This is a genomic window from Bradyrhizobium sp. 87 (assembly GCF_023073015.1).
GTDB lineage: Bacteria > Pseudomonadota > Alphaproteobacteria > Rhizobiales > Xanthobacteraceae > Bradyrhizobium > Bradyrhizobium canariense_D.
The window spans coordinates 40,748-63,274 of record NZ_JADPIQ010000135.1; the positions used below are offsets into that span (position 1 = coordinate 40,748).

General features: G+C 64.5%; 22 protein-coding genes. 12 read left to right on the forward strand and 10 right to left on the reverse strand.

Annotated features, from left to right (window positions below):
- The first annotated feature begins 37 nt into the window (after positions 1 to 37).
- Positions 38 to 580, forward strand: a complete 543-nt coding sequence (locus tag IVB50_RS36790; protein WP_247299730.1) for a tetratricopeptide repeat protein — start codon at positions 38 to 40, stop codon at positions 578 to 580.
- Positions 581 to 695: 115 nt separating this feature from the next.
- Positions 696 to 2,084: a serine hydrolase domain-containing protein gene (locus tag IVB50_RS36795; protein WP_247299733.1), complete on the forward strand. Its 1,389-nt coding sequence runs from the start codon at positions 696 to 698 to the stop codon at positions 2,082 to 2,084.
- Here IVB50_RS36795 and IVB50_RS36800 read toward each other — a convergent pair.
- Positions 2,071 to 3,636 (reverse strand): peptidase S10, encoded by a 1,566-nt coding sequence (locus IVB50_RS36800; protein WP_247299735.1) that lies wholly within the window; start codon positions 3,634 to 3,636, stop codon positions 2,071 to 2,073. The genes IVB50_RS36795 and IVB50_RS36800 overlap by 14 nt on opposite strands.
- A 255-nt stretch (positions 3,637 to 3,891) precedes the next feature.
- Here IVB50_RS36800 and IVB50_RS36805 point away from each other — a divergent pair, with 255 nt between their 5' ends.
- The 3 genes from IVB50_RS36805 to IVB50_RS36815 all read left to right on the forward strand — a co-directional run bounded on the left by IVB50_RS36805 (position 3,892) and on the right by IVB50_RS36815 (position 5,914).
- The gene (locus tag IVB50_RS36805; RefSeq protein WP_085351151.1) at positions 3,892 to 4,671 is read left to right on the forward strand and encodes an NAD kinase; all 780 of its coding nucleotides are present in this window, start codon (positions 3,892 to 3,894) and stop codon (positions 4,669 to 4,671) included.
- An 87-nt stretch (positions 4,672 to 4,758) separates the two neighbouring features.
- Positions 4,759 to 5,304, forward strand: coding sequence for a response regulator (locus IVB50_RS36810; RefSeq protein WP_007611745.1), 546 nt, complete (start codon positions 4,759 to 4,761; stop codon positions 5,302 to 5,304).
- A gap of 31 nt (positions 5,305 to 5,335) precedes the next feature.
- A complete protein-coding gene (locus IVB50_RS36815) occupies positions 5,336 to 5,914 on the forward strand; it encodes an Hpt domain-containing protein (RefSeq protein WP_018455380.1) in 579 nt (192 codons plus the stop codon).
- Between the two features lie 124 nt (positions 5,915 to 6,038).
- Here IVB50_RS36815 and IVB50_RS36820 read toward each other — a convergent pair whose 3' ends face one another.
- The 4 genes from IVB50_RS36820 to folE all read right to left on the reverse strand — a co-directional run bounded on the left by IVB50_RS36820 (position 6,039) and on the right by folE (position 9,727).
- Entirely contained in the window at positions 6,039 to 7,214 is a 1,176-nt protein-coding gene (locus IVB50_RS36820) for a DUF2336 domain-containing protein (RefSeq protein ID WP_247299738.1), read from the reverse strand.
- A 204-nt stretch (positions 7,215 to 7,418) separates the two neighbouring features.
- Complete coding sequence (locus IVB50_RS36825; RefSeq protein ID WP_247299740.1) at positions 7,419 to 8,453, reverse strand: lytic transglycosylase domain-containing protein; 1,035 nt, start codon at positions 8,451 to 8,453, stop codon at positions 7,419 to 7,421.
- Between the two features lie 131 nt (positions 8,454 to 8,584).
- Complete coding sequence (gene hisI / locus IVB50_RS36830) at positions 8,585 to 9,007, reverse strand: phosphoribosyl-AMP cyclohydrolase (RefSeq protein ID WP_085351148.1); 423 nt, start codon at positions 9,005 to 9,007, stop codon at positions 8,585 to 8,587.
- 27 nt (positions 9,008 to 9,034) lie between these two features.
- Positions 9,035 to 9,727 (reverse strand): GTP cyclohydrolase I FolE, encoded by a 693-nt coding sequence (gene folE / locus IVB50_RS36835; RefSeq protein WP_007602630.1) that lies wholly within the window; start codon positions 9,725 to 9,727, stop codon positions 9,035 to 9,037.
- Between the two features lie 229 nt (positions 9,728 to 9,956).
- On the opposite strand from folE, the gene IVB50_RS36840 reads away from it, so the two are divergent.
- Complete coding sequence (locus tag IVB50_RS36840) at positions 9,957 to 10,412, forward strand: iron-sulfur cluster assembly scaffold protein (protein ID WP_007602629.1); 456 nt, start codon at positions 9,957 to 9,959, stop codon at positions 10,410 to 10,412.
- Positions 10,413 to 10,469: 57 nt separating this feature from the next.
- On the opposite strand, the gene IVB50_RS36845 is transcribed toward IVB50_RS36840, so the two are convergent.
- The gene (locus tag IVB50_RS36845) at positions 10,470 to 11,369 is read right to left on the reverse strand and encodes a hypothetical protein (RefSeq protein ID WP_204511587.1); all 900 of its coding nucleotides are present in this window, start codon (positions 11,367 to 11,369) and stop codon (positions 10,470 to 10,472) included.
- 253 nt (positions 11,370 to 11,622) lie between these two features.
- Between IVB50_RS36845 and yidD the strand changes: the two genes are divergently transcribed.
- Positions 11,623 to 11,961, forward strand: a complete 339-nt coding sequence (yidD, locus tag IVB50_RS36850) for a membrane protein insertion efficiency factor YidD (protein WP_247299741.1) — start codon at positions 11,623 to 11,625, stop codon at positions 11,959 to 11,961.
- Between the two features lie 91 nt (positions 11,962 to 12,052).
- Positions 12,053 to 12,265: a hypothetical protein gene (locus IVB50_RS36855; protein WP_026232939.1), complete on the forward strand. Its 213-nt coding sequence runs from the start codon at positions 12,053 to 12,055 to the stop codon at positions 12,263 to 12,265.
- Here the strand turns inward: IVB50_RS36855 and IVB50_RS36860 are convergent, their stop codons facing one another.
- On the reverse strand, positions 12,266 to 13,480 hold the full coding sequence (locus tag IVB50_RS36860; RefSeq protein WP_247299742.1) for a hypothetical protein: 1,215 nt from the start codon (positions 13,478 to 13,480) through the stop codon (positions 12,266 to 12,268). It lies immediately after the preceding gene.
- Between the two features lie 2 nt (positions 13,481 to 13,482).
- Positions 13,483 to 14,850 (reverse strand): amino acid permease, encoded by a 1,368-nt coding sequence (locus IVB50_RS36865; RefSeq protein ID WP_247299743.1) that lies wholly within the window; start codon positions 14,848 to 14,850, stop codon positions 13,483 to 13,485.
- A 329-nt stretch (positions 14,851 to 15,179) separates the two neighbouring features.
- Here IVB50_RS36865 and IVB50_RS36870 point away from each other — a divergent pair, with 329 nt between their 5' ends.
- Positions 15,180 to 16,520, forward strand: coding sequence for an alpha/beta hydrolase (locus tag IVB50_RS36870; RefSeq protein ID WP_247299744.1), 1,341 nt, complete (start codon positions 15,180 to 15,182; stop codon positions 16,518 to 16,520).
- Between the two features lie 68 nt (positions 16,521 to 16,588).
- Here IVB50_RS36870 and IVB50_RS36875 read toward each other — a convergent pair whose 3' ends face one another.
- Both IVB50_RS36875 and IVB50_RS36880 read right to left on the reverse strand, forming a co-directional pair.
- On the reverse strand, positions 16,589 to 16,978 hold the full coding sequence (locus tag IVB50_RS36875) for a hypothetical protein (protein ID WP_247299745.1): 390 nt from the start codon (positions 16,976 to 16,978) through the stop codon (positions 16,589 to 16,591).
- Between the two features lie 92 nt (positions 16,979 to 17,070).
- Entirely contained in the window at positions 17,071 to 18,243 is a 1,173-nt protein-coding gene (locus IVB50_RS36880) for an MFS transporter (RefSeq protein WP_247299746.1), read from the reverse strand.
- A gap of 186 nt (positions 18,244 to 18,429) precedes the next feature.
- Between IVB50_RS36880 and thrS the strand changes: the two genes are divergently transcribed.
- From thrS to IVB50_RS36895, 3 genes are all read left to right on the forward strand, one after another.
- Positions 18,430 to 20,499, forward strand: coding sequence for a threonine--tRNA ligase (gene thrS, locus IVB50_RS36885; RefSeq protein ID WP_247299748.1), 2,070 nt, complete (start codon positions 18,430 to 18,432; stop codon positions 20,497 to 20,499).
- 93 nt (positions 20,500 to 20,592) lie between these two features.
- Complete coding sequence (locus tag IVB50_RS36890; protein ID WP_018455367.1) at positions 20,593 to 21,156, forward strand: nitroreductase; 564 nt, start codon at positions 20,593 to 20,595, stop codon at positions 21,154 to 21,156.
- A 63-nt stretch (positions 21,157 to 21,219) separates the two neighbouring features.
- Positions 21,220 to 22,488 (forward strand): serine hydrolase domain-containing protein, encoded by a 1,269-nt coding sequence (locus tag IVB50_RS36895; protein ID WP_085361737.1) that lies wholly within the window; start codon positions 21,220 to 21,222, stop codon positions 22,486 to 22,488.
- The last annotated feature ends 39 nt before the right edge of the window (positions 22,489 to 22,527 follow it).

Genomic DNA, 22,527 nt, shown 5'->3' on the forward strand with positions numbered 1-22,527 from the left:
CGTGTAGGATCGCCACGTTCCATACCGGAGAACTTATATGCGCAAACTCTCAATGCTTCTTGTGCCGGGACTTGTCGCCGTGTCGGTGGCAGCGGCGCCGGTGCTGACCAGCGCCTATGCCGCCGGCAGCGATGAGCCCTCCTCGCCACCGAAATCCGACACCTCGACCAAGAAGGGCAAGAAGAAGAGCTCCTCAGTCAGCGATCCGAAATTCCTTGCTGCCTATCGCACCGCCTACACCACGATCTATGACAATCACGACTACACCGGCGCGATCGGCCAGCTGAAGTCGCTCAAGCGCGACGACGTCGCCGACGTCGCCAATCTGATCGGCTACTCCTATCGCAAGCTCGGCGACTACCAGTCGTCGAAGGTCTATTACGAGCTCGCGCTGAAGGACGATCCGAACCACGTCCGCACCTGGCAGTATTATGGCCTCTGGCAGCTCGAGCAGGGCAACCGCGAGCAGGCGCAGTATCACCTGAACAAGCTCGCCTCGCTCGCCGGCACCGACAGCTCCGAATATCGCTCGCTCGCCGCCGCGCTCGACAAGCCGACCGGAGCGACGCTGGTCTATTAAGAACAGAACATCGCATCTCCGAATGGGACGAACGGGCACAACCTCAGGGTTGTGCCCGTTCTGCGTTCTCGGTTAGCCTCTCGCATCAAACACTCTCCTGGTAAATCGGTGCGCAATGGACAAGTGGCTGCGATCCGCGATCGACTACATCGGCTCCTGGATCGAATTCCAGCACACCACAATCCACCAGCCGGGCGTCATGGTCGCCTTCGTCCATCGCGGCGAGGTGGTTGCCGAGCATGCGTTCGGCCTCGCCAATCTCGACACCGGCGAGAAGCTCACCCCGCGCCACCGCTTCCGCATCGCCTCGCACTCGAAGAGCTTTACCTCGGCCGGCATCATGAAGCTGCGCGAGCAGCGCAAGCTCCGGCTCGACGATTCCATCGGCCAACATGTCGCCGGCCTGCATCCGCGCGTCGCCGAAACGACGATTGCGCAAGTGCTCTCGCACAGCGCGGGACTGACGCGCGACGGCGCCGATTCCGGCCAGTTCATCGACAGCCGTCCCTATCTCAACGCGAGCGAGCTGCTCGCGGAATTGAAGCGGCCGACCGCAATCGAGCCGGGCACACGCTTCAAATATTCCAATCACGGCTTTGGGCTGATCGGTCTCGTCATCGAGGCCGTGACGAAGGAGCCCTACCCGGTCTGGATCAAGCGCGAGATCATCGAACCTGCGGGCCTGCGCGAGACCGAGCCGGACGCGCCGCTTCCCAAGGGCGCGTCGTTCGCGCGCGGCCACACTCGCAAGCTGCCGTACGGAGAGCGATGCGTGATCCCCGGCGACAATCCCGCGCACGCGATGGCCTCCGCCGCCGGCTTCATCGCGACCGCCGCCGATACCGCCCGCTTCTACGCGCAGCTCGCGCCCAATGCGAAAAAGAGCGTGCTATCGGTCGCAAGCCGCCGCGAGATGACGCGAAACCATTGGCGCGTGCCGCAAAGCTTCGAGGCCTATTACGGCCTCGGCGTCAACGCCGGCAAAACCGACGGCTGGGATTGGTTGGGCCATGGCGGCGGCTTTCAAGGTTACATCTCCAGGACCTGCTCCATCCCCGCTTGCGAGCTCGCGATCAGCATCCTCAGCAACTCCATCGACGGCGCGGCCCCGTTCTGGATGGACGGCGCGATGCAGATCCTGCGCGTCTTCCAGTCCCGTGGTGCACCCGACCGCCGCGTGCGCGACTGGACCGGCCGTTGGTGGACGATCTGGGGCGCGAACGACCTCGTGCCGGTCGGCAACCGCGTGCTGGTCGCCAATCCCCAGTTCAACAACCCGTTCATGGACGCCGCCGAGATCGAGGTCACCGGCCGCGACACCGGCAAGCTCGCCTGGGCCGCCGGTTACTCCAGCCACGGCGAGCCGGTGCGCCGCGTCCGCGACAAGCGCGGCAAGGTCAGTGACGTCTGGATCGCGGGCGCCAACATCAAGCCTGCGGCCGTCGTGGCGCGTGAGATCGGACGAAGATACAAGCCGCGCACGCGACGGCCTACTCCCGAATGAGAGTCTCGACTTCGCTCCGAAGAGCCTGCCGCGAGCCGTCGCGCGAATAGAACATGTGGCCGCCGGGATAGACCACGAACTTGACCCGCTGCGTTGCGAAGGCCGGCAACTGGTCGAGCACCCGCTTCGATCCGAAATAGGGGGTGGCGAGATCGAACAGGCCGTGCGCGACCAGCACGTTCAGCTTCGCATCCGTGGCAAGGATCTGGCGCAGCTCGGAGACTGATTGCGGCGGATTGATGCCGCGGCCGAAATCCCAATGACCCTCGACGGCGCCGTTCAACACCTCGTAGGAGCCGTCGGGCCGCCAGTTGAGCTTGTGTGTCAGCAGGTCAACCGCCGCACTCGTCAGCGGCGCCTGCAGCGCATCGCCCGAGGGATCACCGAACCGCGAGCTGCTCGAATCCGGATAGGGATCAAGGCCGCGTACCGAGCCATCATAGCGCCCCGTCACCTCGCCGTTCTTGCGGTCGAATTCGCGGCGGAATTCGCCGACGTCGAAGCGGCCGGCAAGCCGACGGCTCACCGCCTGGTCGATGCCGGTGAGCTCGGCGACCTTGTCGGCAAGACGATTGGTCGCCTCCTTGTCCGCCTCGCCCTTGACGAGGTCGGCCAGGAATTCGCCGCGCGCGTAGGCCTCGACGTCGGCGAGATCGGCGCGCTTGACCGGGCCTTTCGCCTCGCGCGCCACCGCCACATAGCTCGGCAGCGTCGCGACATATTGCAGGAGGCTGGTGCCGGTGAATTCGCGGAAGTCCAGGAGCGGCGACACCAGGATCAATCCCCTGACGCCGACGCCGTGCTGGAGCTGCAACTGGCGCACCACCTTCGGCCCGCGAATGCCGCCATAGCTTTCGCCGGCGACGTATTTCGGCGAGGTCAGCCGGTCGTGCTTCTCGAGCCAGCGGCGGATCACCAACGCGATCGAATTGACATCGCCGTCGACGGAGTAGAACGATTTGCGCGCGTCATCGCTGCTCGCGACGAAGCGGCTGTAGCCGGTGTTGACGGGGTCGATGAAGACGAGATCGGTGAAATCGAGCCAGGTCTCCGCGTTCGGCTTCACCTCGGGCGAGGCGGACGGCGACAGCGCTTCGCCATCGAGCGGCAGCCGCCACGGCCCGGCCGCGCCGAACTGGAGCCATGCCGACGACGCACCGGGCCCGCCGTTGAACAGGAAGGTCACCGGGCGCGTCGCACGGTCTGCGCCGTCGAGCTCATAGGATGTATAGGCGATGTCGGCCACCGGCTCACCCTTGCCGTCGAACACGCGGATCGAACCAGCGGTCGCTGCGAAATTGAGAGTGCGGCCGGGAAGATCGAGCGTCTGCTTCGAGGTCGAATCCGACGGAAGACGGTGCGGCTCGGCGGATGGCGATGCATTCTGCGACGCGCTTTGTGCGCCGCCGCGCCCGCCCTTCTGTCCGGCTGGCGCTGCCGCCTCGGCGCGCGGCTGCGGCGGATCGTCGGCGCGCGCCAATCCTGCGAGCGCGAATGCCGATACCGCCAGCACCAGGGTCGCACGGCGGAGCACCGGCATATTCATATTCATGGTCGTTCTCCCTGCCCGGCGACGACCACCGGTGCGGACCGCAAGGCTAGCGCGGAATTGCGACGGTTTGGGGGATCATGGCTCCGGCGGCGCCTGAAGAGCCCGGTGGGGCACAAATCGACCCGGTTTCATCCTCAAATCGGAATGGGCAGTTGCCGGACTGCTGTGAAGGGTGGTCATCCTCGACAATCGGGGTCGAGATCGTTAGACGAGCCCGGCGGAACTTTCTCGAGCCAGCGGCCCTGCCCGGAAACCATGACCAAGCCAGCGCGATACGACCGGATCGCCTTCGTCGCCAGCCCGAGCAGCGAGGCGCAAGCCGCCTTCGGCCAGCTCACCAGGGACTTCGGCAATTGCGATCCGAAGGACGCCGACATCGTGGTCGCACTCGGCGGCGACGGGCTCATGCTCCAGACGCTGCATCAGCACATGCATACGGGCAAGCCGATCTACGGCATGCACCGCGGCACCGTCGGCTTCCTGATGAACGAGTACTCGACGGTCGATCTTCGAGCCCGCCTCGAGGCGGCGCAGGAATCAGAAATCCACCCCCTCCTGATGCGCGCGACCGACGCCAACGACCGCGTCCACCTGCATCACGCCATCAACGAGGTCGCCCTTTTCCGGCAGACCTACCAGGCCGCGCGCCTGCGGATCCTGATCGACGAGCGCGAGCGCATGTCCGAGCTGATCGCCGACGGCATCATGGTGGCAACGCCGGCTGGCTCGACCGCCTACAATCTGTCCGCCCAGGGACCGATCCTGCCGATCAATGCCGCGCTGCTGGCGCTGACGCCGATCAGCGCCTTCCGCCCACGGCGCTGGCGCGGCGCGCTGCTGCCGAACACGGCTTATGTCGTGATTGAGGTGCTGGAGGGCGACAAGCGCCCCGTGGCGGCGGTCGCCGACCACGACGAGGTGCGCGATGTTCGCCGCGTCGAGGTGCTGTCCGACAAGACCATCTCGATGCGCATGCTGTTCGACCCCGGTCATAGCCTGGAAGAGCGCATTCTGCGCGAACAGTTCGGCTCCTGAGCCGCCCGCCGGACTGCCGATCGCAACCCTTCATTAACCCCCGGCGAGATATGGTTAACGAAAGTTGACCACTTCGGCCCGGGCTCCATGTTCCGCATCGATTTCAACAAGCTGCGTTTCCTCGTCTGCGACGACAATCCGCACATGCGCCGCATCCTGCGGACGCTGCTGCATTCGTTTGGCGCGCGTGAAGTCTACGAGGCCGAGGACGGGGCCACGGCGCTGGAAATGTACAGCCATTACGTGCCAGACATCGTCATCACCGACTGGGCGATGCCGATCTTCGACGGGCTCGAGCTGGCGCAGATGATCCGGCAGCCGGAATCCAAGGGCAATCCCTACGCGCCGATCATCATGCTGACCGGTCATTCCGAGAAGCGCCGCGTCACGGTGGCGCGCGATGCCGGCGTCACCGAATTCCTGGCCAAGCCGATCTCGGCCAAGGGGCTCTACCAGCGCATCCTCAACGTGGTCGCCAGTCCCCGCCCCTTCATCAAGACCAAGACCTATTTCGGCCCGGACCGCCGCCGCAACATCAACTCAGCCTATATGGGCCCCGAGCGCCGCGTCGGCGAAAAGCACGAGGTGCTGCAGCAGCCCTCGCTGCTCGACAAGGCCCGCTCCTCCATCTAGCGCAACGTCTCTCACGATCGAGGCCGATATCATGGCGAAGAACAGCGCAAGAGACATCGAGATCACGGCCTTCGCCACGCATCAAATCATCACGCAGCCCAACCCGCTGCGGTCGGTCCTGCGCCGCGTCGAAGACAAAGACATGGACGATCCGATCGGCCGCGCCGAACAGGCGCTCGCGGGCCTTGCTGGCGAGTTCAAGGACTGGATGGCGACCGAGATCAACCGGCTGTCGGCCGCCTACGTCGCCATCCGGCACGACGGCTTCAGCAAGGACAGGCGCGACGAGTTGTTTCGCGCCGCGCACGACATCAAGGGCGATGCCGCGACTTTCGGCTATCCGGCGGCGGCGGGCGTAGCCGAGAGCCTGTGCCGCGTCATCGAACACGCGCCCGATCTCGAAAAGGTACCGGCCGAGCTGTTCACGCACCACATCAACGCCATCCTTGCCATCGTGCACGAGAACACCAAACTCGACAGCATCAGCGTCTCCGCCGAACTCAGCCGGCGCCTGCGCAAGGTCGCCGACGACTATCTCGCCGACGCCAACCGCGATCGCCCCGAGCATCTCGAGGTGATCCTGGCACCGAGCATCGCGCCGGCGGGGTAGCGTCGCCGTTCGCGAGGTGTTGTAGGGTGGGCAAAGCGAAGCGTTGCCCACCAATCGACATGAATTGTGCGGAGAGACGGTGGGCACGGCGCAATGCGCCTTTGCCCCGCCCTACAGCGTCTCGTTACGCAGCAATCAGATCGTCATAGACCGGATCAACCGTCTCCTCCGCGACCAGCTCGTCGCAGAACAGCCTTGCCTCTTCGCGCGCGGATTCGGTGGCGAAGCGGCGCAACAGGACCATCAGCGGCTCGGTCGCGCCGCGGTCGGTCTCGCAATGAGTGAGTACGCGCTCGACCATGCGGCGGCGCAGCCTCGCTGCATTGTCGTCGCTGTCGACGAAGCCCTGCTCGTGGCAGGCATCGAGCGCGACCTGGAAGGCTGCAAACGTCGCCTCGGGAAGCCCGGCGCGGCGGAGCAGCGCGTGCAGGCTGTTGCCGCCGCGATCGTGCAGCAGCGCGGACACGCGCGCCAGCGGCAGCTCGGCGAGCTCAGCCAGCGCCGCATCGAACAGGTCGAGATTGTTCGACAGCAGCGCGCGCAGAATGAGACCCGCGGTGAGCTGGCCGGTGATGCGCAGGTGCCGAACAAGCCCTTCCATGTCTTCGCCGCGGGAGCGCGCCGCAATGTTCATGGTGGAGCGGTCGCGCGCCTCGGTCGCGATGCGCTCGGCGCGGTCGGCACTCAGCCAGTTCCGGGCCACGACGAATTGAGCCAGCGTCTCTGAGAGTTTGTCCACCAGCGCGGCGCGCGTGGCAGACGGCAGATCCTCCAGCACCAGCATCGCCTCGCGGATCGCGGCAAGATGGCCGTGACGCTCGACGATGCGATCCCAGGAGAACGGCGCAAGCTCTGCATGAGGATTTTCGATCAGCTCGAGCGCTGCCGCCGCGCAGCCGACTTCGGCAATGGCGGCGCAGACCGATACCGGCAGCGCGATGCGGCGCGCGACCGCGCACTGCACCTCGTCGTTGCCGGTCGCGACGATGTCGACGAGATCGGCGTCGATCAGCAGCGGAGAATGTTCGAGCACGGGCAGCGCGACGGTCGGCTGGTCCGCCGACAGCGCCCGCACGATCGACGCCGGCGCTTCGGTACTGCGCGCGAACGCCTCGGCCATCGCCTGCCGCACCAGCGGCGAGGGATCGTCGAGCAGCATCAGAAGCGCGCCTTCAACGGCAATACGGTCGTCATGGGAAAGGTCTGAGATCAACCAGGCCCGGGCCAGTGCCCGCGTTGCCTCGGCCCGCTCGCCGGCGGGCGCCGTCCTGATCCAATTGATGAACTGCCGAACGATCATGGTGCTTCCGGCTTACGCAACGAAGACGAAGCGGTGACGGCTTGTCACCTGCAACACAAAATAAACCACGACGCTTAACAAAGCGTTCACCATAACTGGCTGGTTTTATTGACGTTTTGTTAAGGGAGCAAAGGCGACCGGTTCACGTCTGGCCCTGCGCAGCAGCGTTCACGCTGCGACGTGTCCGAGATACGGGAGTGCGTATTAGCTTGAGAACGTGCCGCTGCGATCGCTGAAGAGATCAAGCGGCTGGGGCGGCCGGACGTCGGGCGTTGCCGATGGGACCGAGGTCGCGGGTGCGACCGAGGTGAGCGAGGCATTGTTGCCCCACAATTTCTGCACGGTCGTCGAGACCGGCTGGGTGGTGTCGCAGGGCTGATAGATCGAGCGAAACACCGGCGTGATTGGCGCATTGTCCGCGATCGTCGTTGGCGCTGTCGCGCTGACCGGCATCACCGCGCGTGTGTTCGGAAAGGTCTGGAGATACGCGGCATCGATCAGCGGCGCGGCAGGCTGTACGCCGTTGGCGCTCGCGACCTGCGTGGTCGACGGCGTGCCGCCATACATCGCCATCGCGCTGCGGGTGGTTTTCGAATTTGCCGCGCCGGCGTAGCGTGCATCCAGCACGGAATAGACCTCGGAGATGCTGCGCGCGCGGCCGTCCTTGGCGTAGAAGATCGAGCGATTGGCGGACGCCGCGTTAGGAAACAACCGCGCGCCAACCGCTTGCGGATTGTCCTCGGCATTGGCGATCAGTTTCGCGGCGCCGCCGACGCCCATGAAATGCGCCATGTAGAGTTCGCCGTCGGACGGCCTGCGGCCGAGCAGGCCGGTGAGCTTGAAGCTGTTCGACTGCGTCAGCGCAGCCGCCATGCTGGAGGCGGCCTCCGGATCGTCGCGCAGCTTCATGATCGACCGCTTCATCGCGGGATCATCGACGGTGTAGGTGCCCGACGACGTCCTGGTGATGGCGTCCGAATAGTTGCCATAGCCGAGCTGGGTGCCCGCTTCCTTCACCGTGCCAAGCCAGGTCTGGTCGATGAACTGGTAGAGCCCGTGCGCGGATGACGTAGTCGCCCCCGCCGTGGGATCGAAATCCGATTCCATCTTGGCGGTGGTCAGCATGTACTGGAAGCTGACGCCACCTACGTTCGAGGCCTGCTTGATCGCACTGGCGACGCGTGCCCGCGACGGATCAAGGACCGCCGCCTGTGAGACACTGGAATTGTCGACCGACATGATGAAGTGCCCGCCCGCATGGCGTTGAGGCGCGCCGGCAATTCGACGCCCTGTCGTCTCACCGTGGGACAGATATGGTTAATGCGGGGTAAATTCGGGCCGCCAGCGCCGCCCTCCGCATGACGGCAGGACTACTTCTTGTACACCGCGTCCGGATCGAACAGCCTGTCCGCATCGACAAAGACGAGCCTGGCGCCGCCGTCTTCGGCCTCGACCTTGCGGTAGAAGCAGGACCGGCGGCCGGTGTGACACGCAGCGCCGATCTGCTCGACGCGCAGCCAGACCGCATCCTGATCGCAATCGGTGCGGATCTCGAGCACGCGCTGGGTCTGACCTGAGGTCTCACCTTTTCGCCACAAGGCATTGCGCGAGCGGCTGAAGTACCAGGCTTCGCCGGTCGCGATGGTCTTGCGCAGCGCCTCGTCATTCATGTGCGCGACCATCAGCACGTCGCCGGTGGCAAATTCGGTCGCGACGACCGTGACGAGCCCGGCCGCATCGAATCTCGGAAGGAAGGCGAGACCTTCCTCGGTTTCATGGGAGTGAGCGGACACAACGCCCTCGCCGGTCTATTCGCGAGGTCAGCGCTGCAGGCCTCGCACCAGGGACAGAAAACGCGCCTGTTCCGCCGGATTGTCGCGGAACATGCCGGTGAAGCGGCTGGTGAAGGTGGAGGCACCATGCTTGGCGACGCCGCGCACCGACATGCAGGTATGCTCGGCCTCGATCAGCACGGCAACGCCGCGCGGCTTGAGGATCTCGTCGATCGCTGCCGCGATCTGCGCGGTCATGTGCTCCTGGGTCTGGAGCCGGCGGGCGAAGATGTCGGTGAGGCGCGCAAGCTTCGACAGGCCGACCACGCGTTCCACCGGCGTATAGGCAATGTGCGCCTTGCCGTAGAACGGCATCATGTGATGCTCGCATTGAGAGGTGAACTCGATGTCGCGCACAAGGACGAAGTCGTCATAGCCGGCGGTCTCGCCGAAGGTGCGATCGAGCACCTCGGCCGGGCACTGGTGGTAGCCCTGATAGAGTTCGTCGAAAGCCTCGACCACGCGGCGCGGCGTGTCGAGCAGTCCCTCGCGGTTGGTGTTCTCGCCGATATAGGCAAGCAGCGTCTTCACCGCCTGCTCGGCCTCGGCGCGCGCCGGGCGCGGCTGGTCGGCGCGGACGGCGGCGGCGAGGAATTCGGAAGGATCAAGCTCCGCCGGACGGCTCTCGGGCTGCCGATCGGAGGGCTTGTTGGGGCGGATGGATTTGATGGTAGCGTCCATGTCGACTCCGTTCGACGGCCTTGCGGCCGGAGTGTCACCGGCAGACGGGGCGGCGAACCGCCGGACGCCTGAGAGAACAGTTTCGGCGAAAAGTCTGCAAGCCGTAACGCCGGCAGCAGGGTTCTGGATCACACCACTGCTGCAGCGCTGGACTGTTTTTCGCCAGTTCCGACCCTATATAAGGCTGTGGACGGCGCACGCCAAGGCCGGCCCTGCTGGACTCCATCACATGCTGAACGACATTTATAACAAGCGGATCATCGAACTGGCCGGGAATATTCCGCGGCTCGGGCGGTTGCCGGATCCCGATGCCACTGCCACCGCCCATTCCAAGCTGTGCGGGTCGACGGTCAAGGTCGACCTCAAGATGGAGGGCGAGAAGGTCACTGACTTCGCCCATGACGTGAAGGCCTGCGCGCTGGGACAAGCTTCTTCCTCCATCATGGCAAGTCAGATCGTCGGATCGACTGCGAGCGAACTCCGTGAGTTACGCGAAACTGTTCGCAAGATGCTGAAGGAGAACGGCGCGCCTCCTGAAGGCAAATGGGAAGAGATCAAGTTCCTCGAGCCGGTCCGCGACTACAAGGCGCGCCACGCCTCGACGCTCCTGACCTTCGATGCCGTGGTCGATGCCATCGGCCAGATCGAGGCGAAGGCGAAGCAGCCGGCTGCGGCGCAAGGCTGATTCCGGAGGCTGATCCGGGCTCGTCGCTCGACCCGGAAATAGATCAGAGATTCGAGGCTACTTCTGCGACGCCGCAACCGGCGTGGCCACGCCGCCCGTGGGCACCAGGGCTTCCGCCGTCTTGGTCGACTTCGCAGGCTGCTCCGGTTCCGCACCGAACCTCGCCTGGGTCTTCGGTGCAAGCTCCGCCATTGCCGGCGCGGAGATGTCGACATGCGGCAGCACGTCGGCCACGAGATCCGTCGTCACGAGATTGGTCAGCTTGAGCTCGCCTGCATCGAGCTGATGCAGATCTTCCCAGGGCGGGACGCTGAGCGCGAGCGACAGCAGATCGCCGGCACCGCCCATGTCGAACGTGTATTTGGCAAGCCGGCCGATGTCGCGCTCCACGATCATCAGGTCCTGCGCGCTGTAGCTCGCCGCCTTGGCATCGTCGGCGCGATCGCCCATCCAGATCTGGTGAACCCGGACATGGGCCGCTTCCGGCACGTAGCGCTTCTTGCCCGCCAACAGCAGGAACACGCACATGGATTCGCAATAGGCCTCCGGCGCGACTGCCGGACGGGCCGACTGCCCGCCGCGGTTCTGAACGCTAACGCCGACCGTGGTCAGAAGTCCGAGATTGCGGAAGCGCCGGCCGAGCGTGATCGCGTCGTTGACGGAACCGCCGCTGGAATCCAGCACCACGGTGGCGCCGCCGAGCTGGCGCCCGCGGGAAAACTCTTCGAAGTCCCGGGGCGTGTCGGCGGTGATGATGCCGACTGCACTGACCCAACCGCGGCAATTCGGCTCGCAGGCGACCCAATTGAACTTCATCGGCAGCTTGCGCTCTTCGAGGGCAGCACCGGCCCGGGCAGACGACCCGAGCATCGCGACGGCACCAGCCAGCACGACTCCACAAGCGGCGATTCCTACCAGCAACCAGCCGCGAAGATTGAGCGCCTTCAGAAGTTTCAAACTGGTCCCTTCCCCAAGTCCCAAGCCTTAGCCCAAGCCTTACGGCGAGCCGACTCAGCCAAGCCCCGTTCCGACATTCCAATGAGTCTCACATGGACGTCACAAAAATGGTATCCGGGGGAATACAGCTCGTCCATAGGCATTTGCTGCACTGCTCCCAAAAAGCACGCAAAATATGACGTACAAACAACAGCTTACAGTTCCCTGCACCGGAACCGCGCAAAACCTCGCCCACGATCTCAGCAAAGCGCCCATGAAGCAATCAGCCTGCGAGCACTGTTCCAATCCCGTCGCGGGCGCGCTCCGGCTTCCACGCAGATTCGCCCGCGCGCTGATCTGGCTCTACCGCCACACGCTCTCGCCGCTGGTTGGCTACAATTGCCGGCACCTGCCGACCTGCTCCACCTATGGCGACGAGGCAATCGAACGGTTCGGGCTGTGGGCCGGCGGCTGGATGACGCTCGCGCGCCTGCTCCGTTGCAACCCTTTCGGCACCTCGGGCATCGACAACGTGCCCCTCACCGCACCACAGGGCGCGCGCTGGTACTTGCCCTGGCGCTACGGCCGCTGGCGCGGCGTCAACGCATCCTGAGCATGATGCGGCGCCTCAGGTGTCGCTACCTTGAGTGGAACCGAAACTCTCTCCTCGCGTTGCTGTGATGCTCCCGCGGGAGGAAACAACAATGCGCTGGAAAATCAGCCCTCATTTTCACGTCAGACTTGGACCGGATTCCCGGGGTGGTTCGCGAGGCCACGATCCCAGAACCCTCGACATGCTCGCCATCATCGCCCTGCTGCTGCTCGTGGTCGGTTCCGGCTGGTATCTGGAGACGAGTCTTGCCACGCCGCCTAGCACAACGGCGTTCATCGTGCCAAGCCAGAGCGTGCACTGGTAATTAGCGGGACCAGAAAAAGCGTCCGGGTGGCGGCGGGACCGGCTCAGGCGGACGTGGCCGCTTCGGACGCAGCGGTTTCGGCGACGGCTCGGCGGACGAGGTGGTCTCCGCCCCCGGCGCCGTCTCGCTTCCCGGCACCTTCACCGCCAGCAGCAAGTTCGACTCGTGCATCCGCCAGCGGTAGCCGACGCCGAAATCGATCGGCTGGGCGCGCGTGAACAGCGCGGCGTAGCGTTCCTGGTAGCGGCCGGGAAATTCGCTGATCGGTCCGAGATAGCGGCCGAACGGGAAGAACCGCCATTGCCGCGAATTGTAGCTCGAAAGCGGAATGCCGGAATCGTCCTGGACGATGGTCGCGCTGTTGGCGAGCAACCAGTCGCGCGCCACGGTGAAATTGCCGGAGTGCAGCAGATAGGACGCACTCTTGATCAGGCTGTTGCCGGGTCCGAGCGTCTCGCAGAACTTCAGGAATCCTGCCGCGCGTGCACCTGAATTGGAGAGATCGGTCGAGAAATAATACAGCGTGCGCGCCTCGCCGTCGGGGCCCGCAAAGGTGATGCGGGCGCCGCGCGTCGCGTTCGGTCCTGGATTGTCGTTGCCGACATGCACGCCGCCCTTGTCGTCGAGTGCGACCATCTCGACATTGCGGATGATCTTGCCGGAGCGGACGAGGAAGACGTAGAGGATCGGCAAGGTGCCGTTGACCTGGTTGGTGTGCAGGTCGACCTTCATTTGCTTGGTGATGAAGAAGGAAAAACTCAGGATCGAGCCGAGCGAGCGCTCGACATTATAGAGCGCGGCGCCGACCGAACTGCGCGGCAATCGCGTCAGGTCAGCCACTGCACCGACCGGCTCCAGCGCGCCAAGCACGTAAGTGCTGGCCTTGGGATAGAAGGCGTTGGCGTAGAGGAAGTCGGGGCCGCTGAACCAATAAAACATGGTCGGCCTGGGCGCCGCCAAATTGACGTCGGCCCAGTTGCGGATCTTCGCGAGCTGGCGCTCCTCGAGCTGGGCGAAGGCACTGTCGAAGAATCTCGCGTGGCGTTGCCAACCCGAGTCCTTTGTGAGCGGCACCAGCGGCGAATCCGCCGAAGGCTGCATGCCCGCGAGGAAGCGCGCGGTGTCGTCGAAGGTTGCCTCGGCAGCACGTGCGGACGAGACGGCCGCAGCCAGCAAGGCGAGAGCCACGGCCGCAATTCTCATGGGTCGAAACATGTCTATTCGCGATTGTGTGACGTGCCAGCGGCGACCGGCCGCCTGCGGAAAACAGCATAAATCAACAGGCCCGAGACCATGACGAGCATCCCCGATAGCGATTGCACCGGCCGCTCAGTCAATAAATAGTACATCATCAACGCGGTCACGAGCAGGAACACGAGCGGCGTGAACGGGTATCCCCAGGCACGATAGGGCCGCGGCAAATCGGGATCCGTGATGCGCAGCTTGATGACGCCGGCGACCGTGAAGAACGAGCAGAACAGCAGCGCGAACTGGATGAAGTCGAGCACGGCCTCGAAGCTGCGCGTGAACAGCAGCAAATTGGCGACGGCGAGCTGAAACAGGATGGCATAGGCCGGCGCGCCGCGCACCGATCTCCGCGAGAACACGCGCAGCGCCGGAATATCCTCCCCCATCGTCATCATCACGCGCGGGCCGATCCACATCATCGCGCTGATCGAGGAGATCAGGCCGAAACAGATCATCGCGCCGACGATCCGGCCGCCGAGATTGCCGAAGATCGCGCTGCCGGCAACGCTGGCAACGTCGAGCTGTCCCGCGAGCGCGCCCACCGGCGTGGAATGCAGAAACACCGCATTCAGCGCGACGTACAGCACGAGCACGATCAGCGTGCCCGCGAGCAGCGCGCGCGGCAGGTCCCGCTGCGGCATGTTCATCTCGCCGATGATGTAGGTCGCGGCATTCCAGCCCGAGAACGAATACATCACGAATACGAGCCCGATCGCGAAAGGCGCGCTGACGATATGCGCGAGATCGCCCGCCTGCGGCGTGAAGGCGATCGGCTGCGGCTCGCCGACGATGAAGCCGGCAACCAGGAAGGCAACGATCAGCACGACCTTCAGGATGGTCGAGATCAACTGGAAGGTCGAGGAGTGCCTGACTCCGGTCAGTTGCACGAGCGAGACCAGCCACACCACGCCGATGGCAAGCGGGATCGGCGGCACACCGGGCACGACCGATTTGGCGTATTCGCCGAAGGCCATCGCAGCGAGCGCGACGGGCGCTGCAAAGCCAACCGTCGCCGACACCCAGCCGGCGAGAAAGCCGAAGGCGGGATGATAGGCACGGCCGAGGAAATTGTATTCGCCGCTCGAGCGCGGAAACATGGCACCGAGCTCGCTGTAGGAGAACACCCCGCACAGCGCGACGATGCCGCCGACCGTCCAAAGCAAGAGGATCGAGAAGCCCGAGGGAATGTCCTTGACCTGGAAGCCGAGGCTGGTGAAGACGCCGACCCCGATCATGTCGGCCACGACGATGGCGGTTGCGACCAGAACGGAGACCCCCGACCCGCTTCCGGTCAGCCGGCCGGTCCAGGGTGCAGTACCCGCATCTGATGCCGTCATCGCCGTCCTCAACCTCAGGCGTCACGCCTCGTGGGAAGCATCGTGCAGCTCGGTCCAGTCAATTCAAGCAGGGTTAACAAGGGTTAAATGAGGCGGGGCCAGATCGGTACTTCAGCACCGTCAAAGCAACTATCCGGGCGATAAAGCATCGTAAGCACCGGGACATCCCGTCTCCCTCCCCCACAATCACGACACGATTGCGTGGTCCCTTTGAGCGTTCCGGATGTGGGGAAGTTTCTCCGGACACTTAACGTCGCCTAACGCCCATCGGCTCAATTGCCTTAACGATTGCCGATGGACTTGTGGTCATGACTTGGGGTCACGGGTGAATGGTCGGGGCCGTTCCGAAACCGAGAGCTGACATCCGCGCCGACCGGACCACGTCCGGCGCACGCGGTCGTGCGCTTCGGACCGCTCTGATCTCAGCCTTGGTGCCGTTGTCGCTGACGCTGGTTCAATGCGGCAAGGCACCCAATCCGGCAGCACTCGCGGCGAACTCGCAGGCCAACGCCCAAGGCAACGTCCCAGCCAACGTCCAGGTCGTCGCGAAGACAAACCAGCTCGCAAGCAGCGACACGTTCGAGGATCGCTTCCCGGCCCCCCAGTTCAGGGAGCGCTTCCCATCCGCGAGCGAGGGTTTTCTGCAACGACAGATGTCGGACTTCTCACCCAAGCGCGCCGTGCAGCCGCAGCCGGAGCAGGCGCCTTACAAGGTTGCTTCGCTCGCGCCGCAGGTCCCCTACCAGCGTCCGCCACGCGAGGACCTGACGACGCTCGTCAGCATGAAATCGTCAGCCTTCCCCTATTTCGGCAACAACCCTGCCTCCGACGCGCCATTCCTCAACATCTCCAAGGGCGACCGCCGCGGCCACCGCAGCTATTCCGGGCGCGTGTTCTGGCAGGACGAGACTTACAACGATAACCGCGTCCTGATGCACGTGCCCGAACATTTCGACGTGCGGAAGCCAGGCGTGATCGTGGTGTTCTTCCACGGCAATGGCGCGACGCTGGAGCGCGACGTGCGCGACCGCCAGCTGGTGCCGCAACAGATCACTGATTCCGGCGCCAACGCCATCCTGCTCGCACCGCAGATGGCGGTCGATGCCGCCGATTCCAGCGCAGGAAAATTCTGGCAGACTGGCGGCCTCAAGCGCTTCATCGACGAGTCGGCGAACCATCTCGCCCGCCTCACCGGCGATCCCAACAGCGCCCGCGCCTTCGCCAACATGCCGATCGTGATCGTCGGCTACAGCGGCGGCTTCCTGCCGACGGCCTGGAGCCTCGAGGTTGGTGGCATCAGTGACCGTGTCCGCGGAGTCGTGTTGCTCGACGCCGTCTATGGCGAGATGGACAAGTTCGCCTCATGGATCGAGAGCCACCGCTCCGGCTTCTTCGTCAGCTCCTACACCCGCTACACCGCACGGCGCGACCGCGAACTGATGAGCACGCTGCGGCAGAAAGGCATAACCGTCTCCGAAGACATGGACGGCCCCTTGCGTCCGGGCAGCGTGGTGTTCGTCGAAACCGGGGACGGCATCACGCATCGTGACTATGTGACGCGAGCGTGGACGCGGGACCCGCTCAAGGACGTCCTCGTGAAGATGTCGGCGACGCCATCACTCGCGCTCACGCGCGTGGCCTCCACCAATCCATCCCCGTCGAGCCGGTAAGCCCGCGATATTGCGCCGTCGGTATTTTGGCTAGGTGGGCCTGTAACTGTCGCAGGCCCTGATCTGCCTCAGGTCTTTGGCAGCTTCGGAATGCTTTCGGCAAAGCCGTTGAAGCAGGCCAGCCGCTCGTCCTCTTCCTTGAAGAAACGGCAATCGGCGTAGCCCTTGGCCTTGGCCGGCTTCGGCTTTGGCGTCGGCGGGATCACGGCGTCGTAGCAATTGAGCCGGTCCTTGGTGCCGTCATCGAGGTCCAGGCAAGCCTGCAGCCGCGCCGCGATGGATTGTGGCTTGCCCTTCGGCGCGGCAGCCGGCTTGGCCGCAGCCTCCTTGGTGCCCGCCTTGGTCCCTTTGGACTTGACCTGCACCAACGGCTTGTCTCCGATCATTGGTGGCTTGTCGGCTTGCGCGAAAGCGGAAGCTGAATAGAGCACCGCGGCAACCGCCAGAATCATCCTCATCTCAGTCAACCCTCTTTGGTCCCCATGACCGGCCTTCTAGCCTCCCGGCGCGCGGTTTGCCAAGCACCTTGCGCACACAGGCACGCTTCCGTTCAGGCCGGGGCGGCTGTTGCCGGCCGGGGCCGGGTCAGGACGACCAGGATCAGCGCCACCACCACGAACCCGACTGCGACGAAGCCGAGCGTATGCAGGAGCTCGCGGGCGAACAGCAGTCCGCCGACGGCAGAGCCGACCGCCTGGCCGATATAAAGGACGGAGGTGTTGAGTGCGACGGTCGCCGATGCCAGCGACGGTGCGGCCGAGACCAGCCGCACCTGCTGCATCGAATTGATCGAGGCAAAACCGAGGCCCCAGATCGCGACCGCACCCGCCATCAACGCGAGCGTACCGGCGCCGAGTGCCCAGCCCGTGATTCCTGCAAGCAGCAGGCAGGTGAACAGCAGCGAGGTGCGATAGGGTCCCGAGGTGTCGACGATGCGGGTCGCGATGACAACGCCGAGGAAGCCGCAGACGCCATAGAGAGCGAACACCAGGCCGATCGCATCGGGCCCTGCGCCGGTCAGCTTGTTGAGCAGCGGCCCCATGAAGGTGAACACCACGAATTGCCCGGACATCTGCAACATCGTGATCGCAAGCAGAAGCAGGATCGTCCCGTTGCGACCGACCGCGCTCCAGGTGTTGAGATCCACCGGCGTCCCCTTCAAGCCCCCCGGCAGCCGCATCAGCAACAGCAGGAAACTGACGCAACCGAGCGCGCCGATTCCGCCATAGGCCGCGCGCCAGCCATAGCGGCTGGCGATGAAGGTGATCAGCGGCAGGCCGACGGCGGCAGCGAGCGACCAGCCGAGGAAGATGTAGGCAATCGTGCTGCCGCGACGCTCCACCGGCACGATCAACGCCGCCGTACCGGCGGCCTGCGGCGTGTAGAGCGCGCCGACCGCGAGCATCACCAGGCGGGTGACGAGGAGGCTCGCATAGTCGGGCGCAAAGGCCGAAGCGAGATTGCCAAAAGCGAGCACCGCCAGCGTCGTGGTGAGTAACGCCCGGCGCTCGATCCGGCTGGTGAGCCAGGCCGTCAGCGGCGAGCCGATGCAGAGGATGACAGCCCCGAAGGTGATCAGGAGCGCGGCCGCATGGATGCTGACGTCGAGCCCCGTCGCCAATTCCGGCAGCATGCCCGCCGGCGCCAGTACTGAGCAGCCGGTGACGAGATTGCCGAGCATCAGGGCGGTTGGCGCGAAACGGCCGGCGCGTGCATTTTCCATGCAAACGCATGTAGAGCCGCCTTGCGACCAGTTAAAGGGCGTTGCCCGGAATAGTTCGTGCAGCGCCTCCGCTTTTGCGCGCCGGTTTCTTGGAAATGCCGGATTGCGCAGGCCGACTCGCCTGATATATCGCTCGTTCCCGCTTACCTGCGCTCGTTCGCAGGAGTGAGCCTCAGGAGACATGCCATGACCGACCAATCCAAGGACCAATCCAAGTCCGAGCAGCCCAAATCCGAATCCGGCTTCCAGTACAGCCTCAGCAATTTGAGACCCGTGACCCCACCGGAAAAAATCACCCTCACCTTCCCCGACGGCGCCCGGCGCGAATACGCCAAGAGCATCACCGGCCTCGAACTCGCCAAGGGCATTTCGCCGTCGCTGGCCAAGCGTACGGTCGCGATGGCGCTCGACGGCGTGGTCTCCGACCTCGACGATCCCATCGAAGCCGATGCCAGGATCGAGCTGATCAACCGGGACGATCCACGCGCGCTCGAGCTGATCCGCCATGACTGCGCCCACGTGCTTGCCGAAGCCGTGCAGACGCTGTGGCCGGGCACGCAGGTTACCATCGGCCCCGTGATCGAGAACGGCTTCTATTACGATTTCTTCCGCAACGAGCCGTTCACGCCGGAAGACTTTGCCGCGATCGAGAAGAAGATGCGCGAGCTCATCGCGCGCGACAAGCCTTTTACTAAGGAGGTTTGGGATCGCGAAAAGACCAAACAGGTGTTCCGCGACAAGGGCGAGGCGTTCAAGGTCGAGCTGGTCGATGCCATTCCCGGCAACGAGCCGATCAAGATCTATTACCAGGGCGACTGGTTCGATCTCTGCCGCGGCCCGCACATGACATCGACCGGTAAGGTCGGCAACGCCTTCAAGCTGATGAAGGTGGCCGGCGCCTATTGGCGCGGCGACAGCAACAACCCGATGCTGACCCGCATCTACGGCACGGCATTCGCCAATCAGGAGGACCTCGACGCTTATCTGAAGCAGATCGAGGAAGCGGAAAAGCGCGACCATCGCAAGCTCGGGCGCGAACTCGACCTCTTCCACTTCCAGGAGGAAGGTCCGGGCGTCGTGTTCTGGCACGCCAAGGGCTGGACCATCTTCCAGCAGCTGATCGCCTATATGCGACGCCGCCTGGCCGGTGACTATAGCGAGGTCAACGCCCCCCAGATCCTCGACAAGTCGCTGTGGGAGACCTCCGGCCATTGGGGCTGGTACCGCGAGAACATGTTCGCGGCGCAGTCGGCCGGCGAGGAGGCCGAAGACAAGCGCTGGTTCGCGCTGAAGCCGATGAACTGCCCAGGCCACGTGCAGATCTTCAAGCATGGCCTGAAGAGCTACCGCGACCTGCCGCTGCGGCTCGCCGAGTTCGGCGTGGTGCACCGCTACGAGCCGTCCGGCGCGATGCACGGATTGATGCGCGTGCGCGGCTTCACCCAGGATGACGCGCACATCTTCTGCATGGAGGATCAGCTCGCCGACGAGTGCCTGAAGATCAACGAGCTGATCCTGTCGACCTATGCCGATTTCGGCTTCACCGGCGATCTCACTGTGAAGCTGTCGACCCGGCCGGAGAAACGCGTCGGCACCGACGCGATGTGGGATCACGCCGAGCGCGTGATGGCGACGGTGCTGCGCAAGATCCAGTCGCAGAACAATCACATCAAGACCGAGATCAATCCGGGCGAAGGCGCCTTCTACGGACCGAAGTTCGAATATGTGCTGCGCGACGCCATCGGCCGCGACTGGCAGTGCGGCACCACGCAGGTCGACTTCAACCTGCCGGAACGGTTCGGTGCGTTCTACATCGACCACGACAGCGGCAAGAAGCCGCCGGTCATGGTGCACCGCGCGATCTGCGGTTCGATGGAGCGCTTCATCGGCATCCTGATCGAGCACTATGCCGGCAACTTCCCGCTCTGGCTGTCGCCGGTGCAGGTGGTGGTCACCACCATCACGTCGGAAGCCGACGAGTATGCCAAGCAGGTGCTGGAGCAGGTCCGGCGTGCGGGACTTCGAGCCGAGATCGACCTGCGCAACGAAAAGATCAACTACAAGGTCCGCGAGCATTCGCTCGCCAAAATTCCGGCACTGCTCGTGGTCGGCAAGAAAGAGGCCGAGACGCAGTCGGTCTCGATCCGCCGGCTCGGCAGCGACGGGCAGCAAGTGACGACGACGGTGGAAGCCATCGCCGCCCTCGTCGACGAAGCGACCCCGCCGGATGTGAAGCGGGCGCGTGGCGCGACCTGACATCTGAAATCGGTCTAAACTCGCTTTCGGTTGCGGGCGTGCATTCCTATGTGGGGACTGCACGCCCCACGACCAGCCGAAGAGGAAACCGCAGTGCCCGACGCCATCGAACTCCTGAAGACCCGCCGCTCGGTCAAGCCGCGCGAGATGTCCGGACCTGGCCCCTCCCCGGCCGAGCTCGAGACGATCCTCACCATCGGCGCGCGCGTGCCTGATCATGGCAAGCTCGCGCCCTGGCGCTTCATCATCTTCGAGGGCGATGCGCGCCAGCGCGCCGGCGAGGTGATCGCGAAGGTGTTTGCCCGGAAGAATCCCGGCGCGCCGGCGGCCGACGTCGAGACCGAGCGCAAACGCCTCACGGATGCGCCGCTGGTGATCGGCATCGTCAGCTTCACCAAACCGCATCCGAAGGTGCCGGCCTTCGAGCAGGAATTGTCGGCCGGGGCCAGCGTTATGAACATCGTCACGGCCGCGGCGGCGCTCGGCTACGGCGCCTGCTGGCTGACCGGCTGGTTCGCGTTCGATCGCGACGTGCTGGATGGCCTCGGCCTCAAGCCGGACGAGAAGCTCGCGGGCTTCGTCCATATCGGCAAGCCGACCAGGCCGAGCGAAGACCGTCCGCGACCGGTCCTTTCTGAAATCGTGACGCGATTTTAATCGAAGGCGTGTTGACGCCTTCGACGTCTTGCGGCTTTGATCCCGGCGAGGGAGGAAGCCCGGATGAAGCGTCGTGAATTTCTGGTCGGAGCCGCGCTGCTGGCCGGCACGATGGCGCGAAGCCGCGCCGCCGACGTCCCCGCGCCGTCGTCCGACGGGCTCGACCGTATCACAGCGTATTTCGACAACGAGGTGACGAATGGCCGGCTGCCCGGCGCCGTGGTGCTGGTCCAGCAGCACGGCAAGCCGGTCTATCTGAAGACTATTGGCGTGCGCGACACCAGGACCGGTCTCGCGATGACGCCCGATACGATCTTCGCCATCCACTCGATGACCAAGCCGATCACCTGCCTTGGTGCGATGATGCTGATCGACGAGGGCAAGCTCGCGCTCACCGACCCCGTGTCGAAATACGTTCCCCTGTTCGCCGACACCAAGGTGGGCCTCGAGGTCACCAATCCTGACGGCACGTTGCACCTGGATCTCGTGGCCCCGGTCCGTCCCGTCAACATCGAGGATCTCCTGCGGCACACCTCGGGCATCAGCTACGACTACATCGGCGGCAAATGGGTCGAGCAGGCCTACAAGGCCGCAAATATCTTCGAAGGTCAATTCAACAACAGGGAATTCGCCCAACGCATCGCAAGGCTGCCGCTGGCACGGCAACCGGGAACGCTGTGGCGCTACGGTCATTCCACTGACGTCCTCGGCAGCGTCATCGAGATCATCTCGGGCCAGACGCTGTACGAATTCCTCAAGCAGCGCATCTTCGATCCGCTCGGCATGAGCAGCACCAAGTTCGCGCTGGCGACCGAGGACGAGCTTGCGCGGATGGCGCGGCCGCTGCCGAACGACAACATCCTGCTCGCCGCCGAGCGCGAGCGCCTCGATCACCCCGAATGGCAGTCCGGCGGCGGCGGGCTGCTCTCGACCATCACCGACTACCAGCGATTCGCGCAGATGCTGCTCAATGGCGGCGAGTTCGACGGCAAGCGCTATCTGAGCCCCGCTGCCTTCAAGGCCATGACGACCGATCACGTCGGGCCGGGCTCGGGCGTCGGACGCGATTACTTCTATTTTCCGGGCGACGGCTTCGGCTATGGCTATGGCCTCGCGGTGCGGACCGATCCCGGCAACGCCAAACCGCCGCCGCCGGGCTCACTCGGCGAGTTGAAATGGGACAGTGGCAGCGGCACCTATTTCGGCGTCGATCCCAAGCTCGACATGGTCTACCTGCTGATGCAGCAGACCCAGAACGAGCGCAGCCGCATCACGCCGGCCTTCAAGGCGCTGGTCTACGACTGCTATCCGTCCGAGTTACGCCGTCCGTGAATCTCGCTCGCCGAAATCGGCGAGCAGCTTTGCGATCTC